This is a genomic window from Streptomyces sp. ML-6 (assembly GCF_030116705.1).
GTDB lineage: Bacteria > Actinomycetota > Actinomycetes > Streptomycetales > Streptomycetaceae > Streptomyces.
This window is the reverse complement of record NZ_JAOTIK010000001.1, coordinates 3,245,885-3,262,051: the sequence shown is the minus strand read 5'-3', so window position 1 is coordinate 3,262,051 and position 16,167 is coordinate 3,245,885. Positions and strand designations below refer to the sequence as shown.

Here is a 16,167-nt window from a genome sequence, read left to right as displayed (position 1 = left end):
CCCGCCCTGCTCCTGCCGTGTTTCCGTTCCGTCCCCCTGTCGTGTCTCCCGCTGCGGGCGAGCACCCCGTCGAGATTCCGGCTAGAGCTTGTCGGCGCAGAGGACGCGGTCGTTTCTCACCGGGTCGGAGTCGAACAGCGGGTTCTCGGTGAAGGCGGCGTCGGCCACGCCGTCGCACGGGCTGCTGAAGCCGCCTGTGAGACCGTCTTCGATGACCTTCGTGATCTTGTGGGTCGCGCCGTTCTTTTCGCCCTTGGTCCGGCACGCCACTTCTGCGGTGAAGTCCCCGGACCTGGACGTGCTGTGCACGCAGTCGCCGACCTCGATCTTCGGGCCGCCGCCCCCGCCCGTGTCGCCGGGGTGCGGGGGCTTCAGGTTTCGCATGCAGGCGTAGCCCTCGCCCGTCGGCGGCAGGTTCTCCAGGATCGCGAGACTGAGCGGCGCGTCGATCACGAAGTCGGAGTTGTCCGGGCACGAGGTGGCCGAGAAAGGCGTGGCGTTGCCGATGAGGGCCCGGACGCCGACCTTCGCAACGGCCTCGGGGTCCTTGCAGGGGACCTCGCGGTAGATGTCCTTCTTGTTCGGCTCGGGGGCCGCGCACTCGCCCTCGGCGAGGAACTGCTCGCCGTACGACGGGTTCACGCTCGGGGTGGGCGGGGCGGTGGGGCTCGCCGACGCCCCGTCCGCGTCCGACGTTCGGTACCCCGTCGCCTTTCCGCAGCCGGTGATCAGGACCAGTGCCGCGGTCGCGGCGACAGCGACCGCCACCGTGCGTATGCGTGAGGCCGCCACCCTGTCACCGGTTCTCGTGTGCATGCCGTGCCCTCCTTCAGGTTTCGGTTTCCGGATCCTACGGTTCGGTGGTCCCGGAAGAAGGCGGGATGGTGGAACGCCCCGGACGCGGAGCGGTCGGGGGACCGCCCCGCGTCCGGGACGAGGGTCGATTTCGGTCAGCGCATCAGTAGGTGAGGGCGTCGGCCATGTCGCTCTGCCAGTAGGTGACGAAACCGTTGTTGCCCCAGTGGGTGCCGGCGGGGAGCTTCAGCTCGGTGGGGGAGCCCGTGGAGCCCGAGTTGTTCCGGGGGGTGAAGTACACCGTGAGGTCCGTGCCCTCGTACAGGTCCTTCCCGTCGGACTCGCCGAACAGGCCGATGCCGGCGTAGGCGGACTGGCCCGGTTCCAGGGTGACCACGGACTGCGGGACGCTGCTCCGGAGGACCGGGAAGACGGACTGGGCGTCGTCGAAGCGGAGCGCCGGGGCGTTGTACGCGTAGCAGGGGCGGGAGCCCGTGTTGGTCGCGGTGAGCAGCAGGTGGTTGATGGGGCGGCTCACCTTGCTGACGGTGACCTTGGTGTTGTCACCGGTGCAGGTGACGGGGGAGTTGGTGTTCCCCGTGCTGCCGGTGTTGCTGGTGTTGCTCTTCCGGCCGGCTTCGGAGCCGGTGGAGTTCTTGGCGCCGGCGGTGTCCTCGCCCTTGCCCCCGGAGGTGGAGGACGCGTTCCGGGCCTGGTCCTCGGTGCCGGTCCCTTCGGTGTCCTTGCCGGCCTCGGGGGAGGCGGTGTTGCCCGCCGGGGCCGCCGCGCCCGGCTTGTCGGCGTTCCCGTCGGTGTCACCGCAGGCGGTGAGCGAGAGGGCGGCCAGGAGGGCGGTGGCGGCGAGGGCGGCGGTGCGGAAGCGGCTGTTGCTGCGCATGGTGGTGGTACTCCCCGTGGTGTCTGTGGTGCGGATGTCTGCGATGCGGATGTGTGGATGTGCGTGGTGCGGAGCTGCGTGGTCAGCGGTGGATCAGAGCCAGGACGATCGCGGTGGAAACGATCACCACGCCGATGGCCACGACATCGATCGGTTCGATGCGGAACTGGGTTTTCACTGCGCCGTCCCGGTGTGGTCGCTGCGGTGTGGTCACAGGTTGCGGGGCGGCGGATTCCGGCCGCAACGCCGAACGACCCATTGGGGATGCTGGAATGCCTGCGCGTACTGTGACCTGGGCAGATTCCACGTCCCTGGAACGGTGTTCTGGGACGGACCAGAGGGGGGAACGCCGCAGTGGCGACGCCGGAGGCCAGGGAGTTCGCAGCTCTGTTGAAGGAGCTGAAGGACCGTTCGGGGCGCAGCTATGGGGTCCTGGCAGGCAGACTCCACGTCAGCACGTCCACGTTGCACCGCTACTGCAACGGCGATGCCGTGCCCAACGAGTACGCCCCGGTGGAACGGCTGGCGCGGCTGTGCGGGGCGGGGCCGGACGAGCTGGTGGAGCTGCACCGGCGGTGGATCCTGGCGGACGCGGCCCGCAGACGTCCCGCGGTCAGTCCGGAGGCCGTTCCTCCGCCCGCGGCCGTCTCCGTTCCCGAGCCGGTTCCTGTTGTTCCTGTTGCCGAGTCCGCTGCTGCGCCTGCGCCTGCGCCTGCGCCTGCTCCGGAACCCGGCCCGGAAACCGAACCGGTCACGACCCCCGCCCCCGAATCCGGATCCGAATCCAACGCCGATGCCAGCTCCGGTTCCGACGCCGTGACCGGCGGGGCGGGCCGGCCCCGGCCCCGGAGGTTCTGGTCCTCGCCCCGGACGCGCGTCCTGCTCGCGACCGCGGCCGTCGTCGCGCTCACCGTGCCCACCACGGTCCTCGTCAACAAGTTCTCCGGTTCGGACCCCGGTGACAAGGGCGCCGGGGTGGAGACGACCGACGTGTACGAGGGCGCGTCCGCGCTCTCGGACGAGAAGCCCGGCGCCTCACGGACGCCGGGCGCGACCAAGTCCTCGGGCAGCCCTTCCGCGTCCGGCAGCCCCACGGCGTCCGCGTCGTCCGGGAAGGGCCGCGCCGAGTCCGCCGAGGCCGGGGGCGCGGGCATGGGCGGGGGCGGGGGCGGGAAGGCCGACGGCGGCGTGCCGCTGACCGCCACCATCAGCTCGTACAACTGGGACGACCCCTGCGACCAGTTCTACGTGCTGGACCAGGAACCCGACGACGTTCCCCCGCCGCCCCCGTCACAGGAACGCCGCAGCTGGGCGCGGGCGCTGGGCGGGGTGGACGGCGGGCGCATGAAGCTGGAGATCACCGTGCAGGGGAAGTCCGGCCAGGCCGTCGTGCTGAACGGCATGCATGTGCGGACGCTGTCCCGGAAGGCGCCGCTGCCGTGGTCGGCGTACTCGATGGGGGAGGGCTGCGGGAGCGGGGTCACGCCGCAGACCTTCGACATCGACCTCGACGACAACCGGCCGACGCTCACCCCGGTGGCGGGACACCGGGGGGACGAGCAGGTGCCGCCGAAGGACTTCCCGTTCCGGGTGTCCTCCTCCGACGTGGAGGTGTTCGACCTGGACGCGCACGTCGAGGGGCACGACGTCAGCTGGTACCTGGAGCTGGAGTGGAGCAGCGGGGGCCGCCAGGGGACGCTGCGCATCGACGACCACGGGAAGCCGTTCCGCACCAGCAGCATCAAGACCCGGCCGATGTACATCTACTGGCACGACACGGCCCAGTGGAAGCCCCCCGAGATCCCCATCGAGTAGGGACGGGAAGCCGGGCCGTACCGGAAACGGAACGGACCGGGGCGGCGACCGCAGTCACGCGGTCGCCGCACCGGTCCGTTCGCGTACGGGCGGCGGGTGGGGGTCAGAGGCGCTCGGGGGTCCGGATGCCGAGCAGCGCCATGCCCCGGCTCAGGGTGCGGGCGGTGAGGTCCGAGAGGAAGAGGCGGTTCTCGGCCACATCGCCGGGGACCTCGGCCTTCAGCACCGGGCACTGGTCGTAGAAGGTCGTGAACAGCGACGACAGCTGGTAGAGGTACGCGGCCAGCTTGTGCGGCTCGTACGCGGTGGCCACCTCGGACACGACCTCGCCGAACTCGTCCAGGTGCAGGCCCAGCGCGCGCTCGGCCGGGGCCAGCTCCAGCTCCGGGTGGGGCCGGGGGCTCAGCTCGCCCGCCTTGCGCTTGATCGAGCGGGACCGGGCGTGCGCGTACTGGATGTACACGCTGGTGTCGCCGGTCAGCGAGACCATCTGGTCCAGGTCGAACTTGTAGTCGCGGGCGGCCGACGTGGACAGGTCCGCGTACTTCACCGCGCCGATGCCGACCTGCGCGGCGCGCTCGGCGATCTCGTCCTCGGTGAGGTCCTTGGCCTTCTCGCGCACGACGGCGGACGCCCGGTCGATCGCCTCGTCGAGCAGGTCCTGGAGCCGGACGGTCTCGCCCTCACGGGTCTTGAACGGCTTGCCGTCCTTGCCGAGCACGGTGCCGAAGGCGAGCTGCACGGCCTTGACGTCCTCGTTCAGCCAGCCGGCCCGGCGGGCGGTCTCGAAGACCATCTTGAAGTGCAGGGCCTGCCGGGCGTCGACCACGTACAGCAGGGTGCTCGCCTTGAGGTTCTGCACCCGGTCGCGGATCGCGGAGAGGTCCGTGGCCGCGTAGCCGTATCCGCCGTTCGACTTCTTGACGATCAGCGGCACCGGGTTGCCGTCCGGGCCCTTCACGTCGTCGAAGAAGACGCAGAGCGCCCCCTCGGAGCGGACGGCGACGCCCGACTCCTCCAGGATGCGGCAGGTCTCCTCCAGCATGTCGTTGTACCCGGACTCGCCGACGATGTCGGCGTCGCGGATGTTCATGTCGAGCTTGTCGAAGACCGAGTAGAAGTAGATCTTCGATTCGTCGACGAACCGCTGCCACAGGGCGAGGGTCTCCTCGTCCCCGGCCTGGAGCGCGACGACGCGGTCCCGGGAGCGGGCCTTGAACTCCTCGTCGGAGTCGAAGAGCGCCCGGGCGGCCTTGTAGAGCCGGTTCAGCGAGGACATGGCGGCCTCGCCGTCCTCCGCACCGCCCTCGTGGGACAGCTCGCCCGGGTGCTCGATCAGGTACTGGATGAGCATGCCGAACTGGGTGCCCCAGTCGCCGATGTGGTGCCGCCGGACCACGGTCTCGCCCGTGAACTCCAGGATCTGCACCATCGCGTCACCGATCACGGCGGAGCGGAGGTGGCCGACGTGCATCTCCTTGGCCACGTTGGGCTGCGCATAGTCGATGACCGTCGTGCCGGCGGCGGTGTCGTACGGCACGCCGAGCCGGTCCTCGTCGGCGGCGCGCGCGGCGAGGGTCTCGACGATCGCCCGGTCGCTGAGCGTGATGTTCAGGAAGCCGGGGCCGGAGACCTCGATCTCCTTGATCGGCCCGCCCTCGGGGATCGCGGCCGTGACCTGCGACGCCAGCTCGCGGGGGTTGCCCTTGAGCTTCTTGGCGAGGGCCAGGATGCCGTTGGCCTGGAAGTCGGCCCGGTCGCTTCGTCGCAGCAGCGGGTCCGCGGTGCCGGCGTCCGGCAGGGCTGCCGTCAGGGCGTCCGCGAGCTGCTGCTGGAGCGTGGAAGCGAGGGAATTGACCGAGGCCATGAGCTGGCTGCCGTTTCCGTAGGAGTACAAGGGATCACAACCAGTATTCCATGGGCGGTAAAGCCATTTTCGCGCTCCGGGCGGTACCTGGGAGAATGGGCGGAGCCCCTACCAGGTCCCCACCAGAGAGAAGGACGTGCAGACCGTGGCTCAGAGTCAGAGCAGCACCGAGGCCGACTGGGTCTCCCGCTTCGCGGACGAGGTCATCGCCGAATCGGAGCGTCGTGCGCCTGGCAAACCGGTCGTCGTCGCGTCCGGCCTCTCCCCGTCGGGCCCGATCCACCTGGGCAACCTCCGCGAGGTCATGACCCCGCACCTGGTTGCCGACGAGATCCGCCGCCGGGGGTACACCGTGCGGCACCTGATCTCCTGGGACGACTACGACCGCTACCGCAAGGTGCCGAACGGCGTCCCCGGGGTCGACGAGTCCTGGGCCGAGCACATCGGCAAGCCGCTGACCTCGGTGCCCGCCCCCGCCGGCTCCTCGTACCCGAACTGGGCCGAGCACTTCAAGGCCGCCATGACGGCCTCGCTGGCCGAGCTGGGCGTCGAGTACGACGGCATCAGCCAGACCGAGCAGTACACGGCCGGCGCCTACCGCGAGCAGATCCTGCACGCGATGAAGCACCGCGCCGACATCGACGCCGTCCTCGACCGGTACCGCACGAAGAAGGACCCGGCCGAGGCCGGTGCCAAGGGTGCTGCCGGTGCCAAGGGCGGCAAGAAGCCGCAGCAGCAGAAGAAGGTCGACGAGGCCGAGCTGGAGGCCGAGGCGGGCTCCGGCGCGGCGAGCGAGGACGACGGCAGCGGCGGCTCGGCCGGCTACTTCCCGTACAAGCCCTACTGCGGCAACTGCGAGAAGGACCTCACGACCGTCACGTCGTACGACGACGACAGCACCGAGCTGAACTACACCTGCACCGCCTGCGGCTTCGCCGAGACCGTCCGGCTGAGCGAGTTCAACCGCGGCAAGCTGGTCTGGAAGGTCGACTGGCCGATGCGCTGGGCCTACGAGGGCGTGGTCTTCGAGCCGAGCGGGGTGGACCACTCCTCGCCGGGCTCCTCCTTCGTGGTCGGCGGCCAGATCGTCCGCGAGGTCTTCGGCGGCGTGCAGCCGATCGGCCCGATGTATGCCTTCGTCGGCATCTCCGGCATGGCGAAGATGTCCTCCAGCAAGGGCGGCGTGCCGACCCCGGCCGACGCGCTGAAGATCATGGAGGCGCCGCTGCTGCGCTGGCTGTACGCCCGCCGCAAGCCCAACCAGTCCTTCAAGATCGCCTTCGACCAGGAGATCCAGCGGCTCTACGACGAGTGGGACTCGCTGGGGCGCAAGGTCGCCGACGGTTCGGTGCTGCCGGCCGACGCCGCCGCGTACGCGCGCGCCATCGGCACGGCGGCCGGTGAGCTGCCGCGCACGCCGCGCCCGCTGCCGTACCGGACGCTCGCGTCGGTCGTGGACATCACGGGCGGGCACGACCAGCAGACGCTGCGCATCCTGAGCGAGCTGGACCCGGAGAACCCGCTGACCTCGCTGGACGAGGTCCGGCCGCGCCTGGACCGCGCGGAGAACTGGATCACCAGCCAGGTCCCGGCCGAGGCCCGCACGATCGTGCGCGACGAGCCGGACAAGGAACTGCTCGGCTCGCTGGACGAGCAGGGGCGCCGGTCGCTGCAGCTGCTCCTGGACGGGCTGGACTCGCACTGGTCGCTGGACGGGCTCACCACGCTCGTCTACGGCGTGCCGAAGGTGCTGGAGGGCCTGGAGCCGGACGCCAGGCCGACGCCCGAGCTGAAGGTCGCGCAGCGGTCGTTCTTCGCGCTGCTGTACCGGCTGCTGGTCGGCCGGGACACGGGGCCGCGGCTGCCCACGCTGCTGCTGGCCGTCGGCGCGGACCGGGTGCGGAGGCTGCTGGGCGCGTGACGCCCGCGCCGGTCCCGCCGTGCGCGGGGCCGGGGCCGTACGGACGACGTACGGACGCCGTACGTACGAGGGGCCGCCATCCGGATCGTCCGGGTGGCGGCCCCTCGCCGTGCCGGTGCGGTGCCTGGGTTTCCAGGCGATGTGGTCGGCGTTCTCAGGCGATGTGGTCGGCTTCGAGCTCGGCGTGGTAGCGGTTCTTGAACTCCGGCATCATGCGGCGGAGCAGCGCCGCACTGCGCGGGTGGCGGAGGTTGTGGACGTCCGAGACGTGTATGTCCAGGGCGTCGACGCTCGGGAAGTCGTTGTTCTGGTTCACGAACGCGGCGAACTCCTTGTACGCGATCTCGGCGAACTCGGCGTCCTCCTGGGCCCACTCGGCCGCGTCCGTCCCGGCCTCCCGCAGCTGCTCGGCGGGCCGCTCGGTGGACCGCTCCGTGGGTTCCTCCTCGAACTGGCCCTCGAAGTGCTCCTCGAAGTGTTCTTCGAGCTGTTCCTGGACCGGCTCCTGGGCCGGGTGGTCCTGTGCCGACCGGTCCTGCATCGGCCCGTCCTGCTCGTCGGGCCGGTGCTCCGCGGTGCGGGGGCCGGGGACGGCGCCGATGGTGCCCACGTTGCCCAGGGGGCGGGTGCGGCCGCCGGGGCCGGACGGGACCATGACCGGGCCGGGCTCCGGGCCCTCGACGTACTCGGGGTCGTACGCGCCCTCGTACGCCTCGTTCGGCCCACGGGACGCCGTGAACCAGGGGTTCCCCTGCGGGGCGGGGTCCTCCTGCTGGTGCTGCGGGTGCTGCTGCTGTTGCTGGTACTGCTCGTGTTGCTCGTGCTGCGGGTCGTACTGCTGCTGCTCGTGCTGTTGTTGCGCGTACTGCTGGGGTTGCTGTTGCAGTTCGTGCTGCCGGTCGGGGGCGGAGGGAAGCTCGGGCTGGGGCTCGCCCGACGTGACCTGGGCCGGGGCGGGTTCGGGGGCCGGAGCCGGGGTCGGGGCCGGGGGCAGCAGGGCCGGTTCGATGCCCGCGGCGGCGAGGCCGGCCGGGGCGGTCTCGGCCAGCGGAACCCCGTACTTCGCCAGGCGCAGCGGCATCAGGGCCTCGACGGGCGACTTGCGGCGCCAGTTGCGGCCGAAGCGGGCCTGGAGGCGGGCCTGGTAGATCAGCCGGTCCTGTTCGAGCTTGATGACCTGGTCGTACGAGCGGAGTTCCCACAGTTTCATCCGGCGCCACAGCCGGAACGTGGGGACGGGGGAGAGCAGCCAGCGGGTGAGGCGCACGCCCTCCATGTGCTTGTCGGCCGTGATGTCGGCGATCCGGCCCACGGCGTGCCGGGCGGCCTCGACGGCGACCACGAACAGGACCGGGATGACCGCGTGCATGCCGACGCCGAGCGGGTCGGGCCAGGCCGCGGCGCCGTTGAAGGCGATCGTCGCGGCGGTCAGCAGCCAGGCGGTCTGGCGCAGCAGCGGGAACGGGATGCGCAGCCAGGTCAGCAGCAGGTCCAGGGCGAGCAGGACGCAGATGCCCGCGTCGATGCCGATCGGGAAGACCAGCGAGAACTCCCCGAAGCCCTTCTTCTCGGCGAGTTCGCGCACCGCGGCGTACGAACCCGCGAATCCGATCCCGGCGATGAGCACCGCACCGGCGACCACGAGACCGATGAGTATCCGGTGGGTGCGTGTCAGCTGCATCGCGGCCACCCGCGTTCCCTCCTCGTTCCCCGTATTCGATGTGTCCGACGTGCCGGACGCATCCGGTGTACCGGACGTATCCGGTGTGCCGGGCGTGTCCGACGTTCTGTGCGGACGTCCTGTTCATCGGTGCCCGCGGTGCCCTCCGGCGGGCACAGCCTGGCACATCGGGGTGCGGCGTGTTGCGCGGGGAGGGGCGGGAGCCCGGCCCCCGGGGAAGGGCCGGGCTCGGTGGAACCGCTCGTGGCCGGGGGATTCGGGTGCCCGGCCGGCCCGTCGGGGGCAGCTCAGGCGGTCTTCTTGGCGGACGTCTTGTGGGCCGAGGTCTTCCGGCTCTTCTGCTTGCCGTCCGAGTCGTCGTCCTTGTCCGAGGAGCCGCCGGAGGTCGTGGAGCCGTTCGGGTCGGCCGACTTGGACGGTTCGGTGTCGGTGGCGGAGACCGCGGCCACCGCTTCCTTGGCGGCCTTCTCGGCGCCCTTCACGATGTCCTCGGAGGACGGGGTCTTCGCGCCCGCGTAACCGGCACCGTTGTAGGTGAGGGTGACGACGACGTTCCCCGTACGGGCCACGATCGTCGCGTACTTGAAGTCCTCGCCCGTCTTGGTGAGGTCGTAGGTGATCCTGGTGGCCTGCTCGCCGATGCCGTCGGCGGGCGCCTCGGCGACCTTCTTGGCGTCCGCGGTGCCCTTGGCCTTCGCCACCTGCTTCGTGAAGTCCTGCTGGGCGCGCTCGGCGCCGCTGCCCAGGGTCTGGTCGGAGTCGAAGCGGGTGAAGCCGACGTCGAGCCAGCGGTACTGGGAGCCCTTCACGCCCTTGTCGTCCAGGCCGTTCCACGAGCAGCCCGTGCGGTACGAGATGTCGCTGGACGTGGCGGCCGTGCCGTTCTTGGACTTCGCGTCGGGCACCAGGGAGGTGATCGTCTTCTTGGTGATCGACTTGCACGGCTCGGGCAGCGAGGCGAACTTCGCGGGCTCGACGGTCGGTTCCTTCTTCTCCGGGGCCGTCGAAGCGGATGCCGAGGAGCCCGACTCCTTCTTGTCCTTGTCGTCAGAGTCCGACGAGCAGCCGGCGACGACGAGCATCACCGGGACGGCGGCGCAGGCGAGTATGCGGGTGAGTCGCGGGGCTGAACGGTGCATGGTTCCTTCACTCGGGTGGCGCGGCGGGTGGCTGCCGGGCGATCGGGCTGGCGGACGGTCGGGCGGCCGGACCGGAGGTTCCGGAGGGCCACGGTACGACGGACCGGGGCCGGACGCCGCCTCGGCCGGGGGCGCGGAGGGCGTGGGCGGGACCGGTCGGCGGGCTCCCGGGACGGGGCTACTCGTCGAACTCCTCGACCAGGTTCCGGGCCAGTGCCTGCGCCTTCTCCTGCAGTTCCTTGCTGTCGGGGACCACGGTGGAGACGGTCGGCTGATCGGTGTACTCGACGGTCACGATGACGTTCGATGTGCGAAATACCACGCTGACCGTGCGGTGCCGCGCGGCGGAACCCGCCCGGGTGAGCAGATCGTTCAGGAACGCGCTGTCCCCGAGGTCGTCGAGCATGCGCGGCCGGAGGTCCTCCCCGTCCTCGCCGTCCTCCCCGCCGTCGTCCTCGGCTCCCGCGCCGCCGTCGTCGGTCTTCGGGTCGTCGGTCTTCGTGTCGGGGCCGTGGGCGTCGCCCTTCCCGGAGGGGGACTCGTCCCCGGAGGGCGGGCCGGACAGGGAGTGCGAGGCCGCGCCGGAATCCGAACCGGAGTCGTCGGGTCCGGCGGCGTCGTCATCGGCGCCGGAGGAGTCCGGGTGGTCGGAGGCGTTCGAGGGCGTCTGCTTCTTCGCGCCGTCGGGGTCGTCGGGGCTCGCGGAGGCGGAGGGCGAGGAGAGACCGGCGGCGGTCACCTTCTTCGTGTACACCTCGTTCGCGCGGTCGTCGTCGCTCACCGAGGGGTCGTAGGACACGACGCGCTCGAAGTCGATGAACAGGGTGCGCGAGGAGGAGTGGTCCTCCGACTTCCAGCGGCAGCCGACCCGGCGGTCGGTGTCGTAGGTGACGGTGGCGGTGCCCTCGTACACCTTCTTCTGCTGCTCCTCGGAGAGTTCGGCGGAGCCCGGGAGCAGGTCCCTGAGCGTGGACGACGCGACCGCGCGGCACGGCTCGGGGAGGGTGCGGTACTTGCCGGGGGCCGCCACGGCCTCGGTCGCCTCGCCCGGCTTGCTGTCAGCTGCGGAACCACCAGTTCCGGTGTCGGCGCTGCAACCGACGACGAGCGCTGCCAGCAGCGCGGCGCCGGGTACGTAGGCCATTCGTCGCACGGCCCTGGGCTCCCTTCGTGCGAAAAACGGTTGCCGCTCGATGGCGACCGGTGGACACAATGTGTATCGCACGCGCCGCTGTGAATGCCGGTCGACCGACTCGTTTGCCGACCTTGGCACCGGTTTTGCGCTTTCAGAATTTTCGGGGGAATCGAGGGGCTATGTCGTATGTAGAAGTACCGGGTGCGAAGGTCCCGATCCGCATGTGGGCCGATCCGGCCTCGGTCGAGGACGCGGCCATGCAGCAGCTGCGCAACGTGGCCACCCTGCCCTGGATCAAGGGGCTGGCGGTCATGCCGGACGTCCACTTCGGCAAGGGTGCGACGGTCGGCTCGGTGATCGCGATGCACGGTGCGGTCTGTCCGGCGGCGGTGGGCGTGGACATCGGCTGCGGGATGTCCGCGGTGAAGACCTCGCTGACGGCCAACGACCTGCCGGGCGACCTGTCCCGGCTCCGGTCGCAGATCGAGCAGGCCATTCCAGTGGGTCGCGGGATGCACGACGAGGCCGTGGACCCCGACCGGCTGTACGGCTTCCGCGCACCGGGCTGGGACGACTTCTGGACGCGGTTCGGCGGGGTGGCCGAGGCGGTCCGGTTCCGTCAGGAACGGGCCACGAAGCAGATGGGGACGCTCGGCTCGGGCAACCACTTCATCGAGTTCTGCCTCGACGAGTCGGGTTCGGTCTGGCTGATGCTGCACTCCGGATCGCGGAACATCGGCAAGGAACTGGCCGACTTCCACATCGGCCAGGCGCAGAAGCTGCCGCACAACCAGGACCTGATCGACCGCGACCTGGCGGTGTTCATCGCCGACACCCCGCAGATGGCGGCCTACCGCAACGACCTGTTCTGGGCGCAGGAGTACGCGAAGCACAACCGGGCCATCATGATGGCCCTCTTCCAGAACGTGGTCCGCAAGGAGTTCAAGAAGGCCAAGGTCACCTTCGAACCGGTCATCTCCTGTCACCACAACTACGTGGCGGAGGAGCGGTACGAGGGCATGGACCTGCTGGTCACGCGGAAGGGAGCGATCCGTGCGGGCTCCGGGGACTTCGGGATCATCCCGGGGTCGATGGGCACCGGTTCGTACATCGTGAAGGGCCTCGGCAACGAGAAGTCCTTCAACTCGGCCTCGCACGGCGCGGGCCGGAGGATGAGCCGGAACGCCGCGAAGCGGCGCTTCTCGACGCGTGACCTGGAGGACCAGACGCGGGGCGTGGAGTGCCGCAAGGACTCCGGCGTCGTGGACGAGATCCCGGCCGCGTACAAGCCGATCGAGCAGGTCATCGAGCAGCAGCGGGACCTGGTGGAGGTCGTCGCCAAGCTCAAGCAGGTGGTGTGCGTGAAGGGCTGAGCACCGGTACGGGCGCCGCGCCGGGTTCTTCTTCCGAACCCCGGCTCGCGGGCCCTGTCCCGGGCTCATGGTGGGCCCTGTCGCGCATGTCGGCCCCGGACGCGGGTGGTGTGTCCGGGGCCTTCCCGCGTTTTTGGCCGGGATCAGGCGGTGCGGTGGACCTTGGAGTTGGACGCCTGGGCGCGGGGGCGGACGACCAGGAGGTCGATGTTGACGTGGCTGGGCCGGGTGACGGCCCAGGTGATGGTGTCGGCCACGTCGTCGGCGGTGAGGGGCTCGTCGACGCCCGCGTACACCTTGGCGGCCTTCTCGGTGTCGCCGCGGAAGCGGGTGGTGGCGAACTCCTCCGTCCTGACCATGCCGGGGGCGACCTCGATGACGCGGACCGGGGTGCCGACGATCTCCAGGCGGAGCGTCTCGGCCAGTACGTGCTCGCCGTGCTTGGCGGCCACGTAACCGCCGCCGCCCTCGTACGTGCCGAGGCCCGCGGTGGAGGAGAGGACCACGATCGTGCCGTCGCCGCTCGCGGTGAGGGCGGGGAGCAGGGCCTGGGTGACGTTGAGCGTGCCGATGACGTTCGTCTCGTACATCTGGCGCCAGTCGGCGGGGTCACCGGTGGCGACGGGGTCGGCGCCGAGCGCTCCGCCCGCGTTGTTGACGAGGACGGCGAGGGTGCGGAACGCCGTGGCGAACTCGTCCACCGCGGCGCGGTCGGTGACGTCCAAGGCATAGGCCGTGGCCTGGTGGCCCGCCCCGTTGATCTCCTCGGCGAGCGCCTCGATGCGGTCCTTGCGGCGGGCGGTCAGCACGACGCGGTAGCCGGCGGCGGCCAGGTGGCGGGCGGTCGCGGCGCCGATGCCGCTGCTCGCTCCGGTGATGACGGCGATCGGGGTGGCGGCCATGGCGGACTCCTCGGGCGGACGATCTCTGACGCGGCCAGGATAGGCAGGCGCGGACCGGTGGTCCGAAACGTGTCAGTGGGCGGACGCGGATCCGGGGCAGGCGTGGATCCGGGGCGGATGGTGGTCCGGGGTGGACGACGGTGGGCGGTGGGCAGTGGGCGGGGATGGGCCGGACGAGGGGAAGGCGCGTGCCGAACCGATCGGTAAATAAGAACAATTCGGGTCTATCTGTATCTTCGGGGCATGGTAGTGACCCGTAGAAAAGCCGCGGCGCTGGTACTGGTCGCGATGGCGACGCTGGGCGCGGGTGCCGCCCCGGCCGCCGTGGGTGCCTCGGGCGTCCCGGACGCGACGGCCGCCCCGGATGCGACGGCCGCCGCCCCCGGAGCCATGCCCGGAGTCGTGCTCGGAGTCGGCACCGGTGCCGACTCCGAGCACGGGGCCGCTGTCGCTCCGGAGGCCGATGTGTCGCACCACGGGCATGTCCTGCTGTGGGGCTCGGCGCTCGGCGTCTGGGTGCGGTCCGAGAACCGCGGCCCGTCGAACCTGGCGGACGTGACCGTGCGCGTGCGGACCTCGGTGCCGCTCGTCGGCCGGCAGGAGATTCCGGAGAACTGCATGCAGACCGGCCGGCAGACCGTGCTGTGCCGCACGGGCGAGCTGCGCGCCGACGGGACGGAGGAGGCGGAGGGGCGGCAATTCGCGTGCGAACTGCAACTCGCGGGGAAGCCGGACGAGGTCGTCGTACGGGTCGACACGCTGTGGAACGGCGGGGCGACCGACCGGAACCCCCGTAACAACGACCACGAGGTGCTGGCTCCGGCCACCGGCGACGAGTACGTCTTCTGAGCCATCGGGCACTGCCCCGCCCCGCCCCGGGCCGGCCGTCCACCGGACACCCGCCAGCCTCGGGCACCCGCCAGCCTCGGGCACTCGTCGCCCTCGGCCACTCACCGACTTCGGGCGCCCACCGACTTCGGCCACCTCACCGGCCCCGGGCGCCCACCGCCCCCGGTGCTCACCGGGCCGGGGTGTTCGCGGTGGCCGGCGGAGCTGACCGGGTGAGCGCGGACCGCAGGGCCTCGGGGTCGGCGTGGTCGCTCGCCCAGGCGATGTAGCCGTCGGGGCGGACGAGCAGGGCGGTGTCGCGCTCGCCCTGCCAGTGGGCGTGCACCAACGGCGCCGGGGAAACCGGGGCGGTGGCACCGGCCGGGGTGACGAGGACGAACGCGCCGTCGCGCAGCAGCTGGTGCAGACGGCCCTCCCGCAGGCTCAGGTCGGGGGCGCGCTTCGAGGTGAGGGGGTGCGCGCCGCGTGGGGCCGGGTAGGCGATGGAGATGCCGGAGACCATGCCGATGAGCTTGTCGGAGGCGGGCCGGAGGCCGGCCAGCATCTTGGAGGCGGCGGTTCTGACCGCCCGCTGGAGCGGGGTGTGGGCCATGGCGAGGCGGACGATCGCACCGCTGGAGCGGAGCACTCTCGTGCCGACCGGGTGCCGCTCGGCGTGGTAGCTGTCGAGGAGCGCCTCCGGGGCGGCCGTGTGCCCCCGCAGTACGGCGGCGAGCTTCCAGGAGAGGTTGGCGGCGTCCTGGAGGCCGGTGTTCATGCCCTGGCCGCCCGCCGGTGAGTGGACGTGGGCGGCGTCGCCCGCGAGGAAGACCCGGCCGGTGCGGTAGGCGGGCACCTGGCGTTCGTCGCTGTGGAAGCGGGAGATCCAGCGGGCGTCGTGCATGCCGTAGTCGGTGCCGAGGGAGCGGCGGGCGATGTCGCGTATCTCGTCGAGCTCGACGGGGTCGCTGTCGGCGGGCTGGTGCGTGCGGTCCCACCCCATCACGCGGTACCAGCCGTCCCCGAACGGGACGATGAAGGCGAAGGTGTCTCCCCCGCCGCTGACCGTCAGGACGGAGGTGGGCTCCTCGGCGAACCGGACGTCGGCGAGGACGATCGACCGGATCACGGACTTGCCGGGGAAGGGGAGTCCGAGCGCGTGGCGCACGGGGCTGCGCATTCCGTCGGTGCCGACGAGGTAGCGGGCGGTGAGGGTGGACCGGCCGCCGTCCGGTTCGCGCAGTTCGGCGGTGACGGCCTCGGCGTCCTGGTGGAGTCCGGTCAGCTCCGTCTCGTACCGGAAGCGGACGCCGGCGGCGCGGGCCCGGCGCTCCAGCAGGTGCTCCACCTCGTACTGCGGGGTGATCAGCACGAAGGGGAAGCGGGTGCGCAGCCGGGAGAGGTCGATCGAGAGCGCGCCGAAGAAGCGCAGGGAGGTGATGGGGGTGCCCGTCTTGATCAGCTCGTCGGCCAGGCCGCGGTTGTCGAGCAGTTCGAGCGTGCGGGCGTGCACGGCGAAGGCGCGCGTCATGTTGTTCGTCCGCTGCGGGCGGCGCTCCACGAGCGTGACGGAGACGCCCTGGGCGGCGAGATCCCCCGCGAGCAGCAGGCCGGTGGGGCCGGCGCCCACGACGAGTACGTCGACGGTCTCGGGTGTGGTGCTCGGGTTGGTGGTCATGTCTGCCTCCTGGGCCCGTTCATCAGCGGTAGCCGGCTGTCACCGGCCGTCACCTTCGTGCCAACGACCGTTGGTCAACGCTTGTTGGCAACGGTAACTCCGGCGGGATTGGCGTGTCAACGCTTGTTGGCCTAC

Annotated in this window: 12 protein-coding genes; 4 read left to right on the top strand and 8 right to left on the bottom strand. The window is 71.0% G+C overall.

The window, feature by feature from the left end; all coding sequences use genetic code 11:
* Window positions 1-81 precede the first annotated feature (81 nt).
* Window positions 82-816: a hypothetical protein gene (locus OCT49_RS14145; RefSeq protein ID WP_283852230.1), complete on the bottom strand. Its 735-nt coding sequence runs from the start codon at window positions 814-816 to the stop codon at window positions 82-84.
* Between the two features lie 142 nt (window positions 817-958).
* Window positions 959-1,693 (bottom strand): DUF4232 domain-containing protein, encoded by a 735-nt coding sequence (locus tag OCT49_RS14140; RefSeq protein ID WP_283852229.1) that lies wholly within the window; start codon window positions 1,691-1,693, stop codon window positions 959-961.
* A 354-nt stretch (window positions 1,694-2,047) separates the two neighbouring features.
* Between OCT49_RS14140 and OCT49_RS14135 the strand changes: the two genes are divergently transcribed.
* Window positions 2,048-3,508 (top strand): helix-turn-helix domain-containing protein, encoded by a 1,461-nt coding sequence (locus tag OCT49_RS14135; protein ID WP_283852228.1) that lies wholly within the window; start codon window positions 2,048-2,050, stop codon window positions 3,506-3,508.
* Between the two features lie 103 nt (window positions 3,509-3,611).
* Here OCT49_RS14135 and argS read toward each other — a convergent pair whose 3' ends face one another.
* Entirely contained in the window at window positions 3,612-5,375 is a 1,764-nt protein-coding gene (gene argS / locus OCT49_RS14130) for an arginine--tRNA ligase (RefSeq protein WP_283855800.1), read from the bottom strand.
* Window positions 5,376-5,511: 136 nt separating this feature from the next.
* Here argS and lysS point away from each other — a divergent pair, with 136 nt between their 5' ends.
* Window positions 5,512-7,296, top strand: a complete 1,785-nt coding sequence (gene lysS / locus OCT49_RS14125; protein ID WP_283852227.1) for a lysine--tRNA ligase — start codon at window positions 5,512-5,514, stop codon at window positions 7,294-7,296.
* A gap of 154 nt (window positions 7,297-7,450) precedes the next feature.
* Here lysS and OCT49_RS14120 read toward each other — a convergent pair whose 3' ends face one another.
* The 3 genes from OCT49_RS14120 to OCT49_RS14110 form a co-directional block, all read right to left on the bottom strand.
* A complete protein-coding gene (locus OCT49_RS14120; RefSeq protein WP_283855799.1) occupies window positions 7,451-8,977 on the bottom strand; it encodes a DUF2637 domain-containing protein in 1,527 nt (508 codons plus the stop codon).
* Window positions 8,978-9,264: 287 nt separating this feature from the next.
* Window positions 9,265-10,116 (bottom strand): DUF3558 family protein, encoded by an 852-nt coding sequence (locus tag OCT49_RS14115; RefSeq protein ID WP_283852226.1) that lies wholly within the window; start codon window positions 10,114-10,116, stop codon window positions 9,265-9,267.
* A gap of 178 nt (window positions 10,117-10,294) precedes the next feature.
* Entirely contained in the window at window positions 10,295-11,260 is a 966-nt protein-coding gene (locus OCT49_RS14110) for a DUF3558 domain-containing protein (RefSeq protein WP_283855798.1), read from the bottom strand.
* A 170-nt stretch (window positions 11,261-11,430) separates the two neighbouring features.
* On the opposite strand from OCT49_RS14110, the gene OCT49_RS14105 reads away from it, so the two are divergent.
* Entirely contained in the window at window positions 11,431-12,624 is a 1,194-nt protein-coding gene (locus OCT49_RS14105) for an RtcB family protein (RefSeq protein WP_283852225.1), read from the top strand.
* Window positions 12,625-12,767: 143 nt separating this feature from the next.
* On the opposite strand, the gene OCT49_RS14100 is transcribed toward OCT49_RS14105, so the two are convergent.
* Window positions 12,768-13,526, bottom strand: a complete 759-nt coding sequence (locus OCT49_RS14100) for an SDR family NAD(P)-dependent oxidoreductase (RefSeq protein ID WP_283852224.1) — start codon at window positions 13,524-13,526, stop codon at window positions 12,768-12,770.
* 243 nt (window positions 13,527-13,769) lie between these two features.
* Here OCT49_RS14100 and OCT49_RS14095 point away from each other — a divergent pair, with 243 nt between their 5' ends.
* Complete coding sequence (locus OCT49_RS14095; RefSeq protein ID WP_283852223.1) at window positions 13,770-14,375, top strand: hypothetical protein; 606 nt, start codon at window positions 13,770-13,772, stop codon at window positions 14,373-14,375.
* A 169-nt stretch (window positions 14,376-14,544) separates the two neighbouring features.
* Here OCT49_RS14095 and OCT49_RS14090 read toward each other — a convergent pair whose 3' ends face one another.
* Window positions 14,545-16,032, bottom strand: a complete 1,488-nt coding sequence (locus tag OCT49_RS14090; protein WP_283852222.1) for an FAD-dependent monooxygenase — start codon at window positions 16,030-16,032, stop codon at window positions 14,545-14,547.
* Window positions 16,033-16,167 lie beyond the last annotated feature (135 nt).

Excerpts from the sequence above, each read along its gene's own strand:
- OCT49_RS14140 (WP_283852229.1), bottom strand. The coding sequence starts at position 1,693 with ATGCGCAGCAACAGCCGCTTCCGCACCGCCGCCCTCGCCGCCACCGCC.
- OCT49_RS14105 (WP_283852225.1), top strand. The coding sequence starts at position 11,431 with ATGTCGTATGTAGAAGTACCGGGTGCGAAGGTCCCGATCCGCATGTGG.
- OCT49_RS14100 (WP_283852224.1), bottom strand. The coding sequence starts at position 13,526 with ATGGCCGCCACCCCGATCGCCGTCATCACCGGAGCGAGCAGCGGCATC.
- OCT49_RS14110 (WP_283855798.1), bottom strand. The coding sequence starts at position 11,260 with ATGGCCTACGTACCCGGCGCCGCGCTGCTGGCAGCGCTCGTCGTCGGT.
- argS (WP_283855800.1), bottom strand. The coding sequence starts at position 5,375 with ATGGCCTCGGTCAATTCCCTCGCTTCCACGCTCCAGCAGCAGCTCGCG.
- OCT49_RS14095 (WP_283852223.1), top strand. The coding sequence starts at position 13,770 with ATGGTAGTGACCCGTAGAAAAGCCGCGGCGCTGGTACTGGTCGCGATG.
- OCT49_RS14145 (WP_283852230.1), bottom strand. The coding sequence starts at position 816 with ATGCACACGAGAACCGGTGACAGGGTGGCGGCCTCACGCATACGCACG.
- OCT49_RS14120 (WP_283855799.1), bottom strand. The coding sequence starts at position 8,977 with ATGCAGCTGACACGCACCCACCGGATACTCATCGGTCTCGTGGTCGCC.
- OCT49_RS14090 (WP_283852222.1), bottom strand. The coding sequence starts at position 16,032 with ATGACCACCAACCCGAGCACCACACCCGAGACCGTCGACGTACTCGTC.
- OCT49_RS14115 (WP_283852226.1), bottom strand. The coding sequence starts at position 10,116 with ATGCACCGTTCAGCCCCGCGACTCACCCGCATACTCGCCTGCGCCGCC.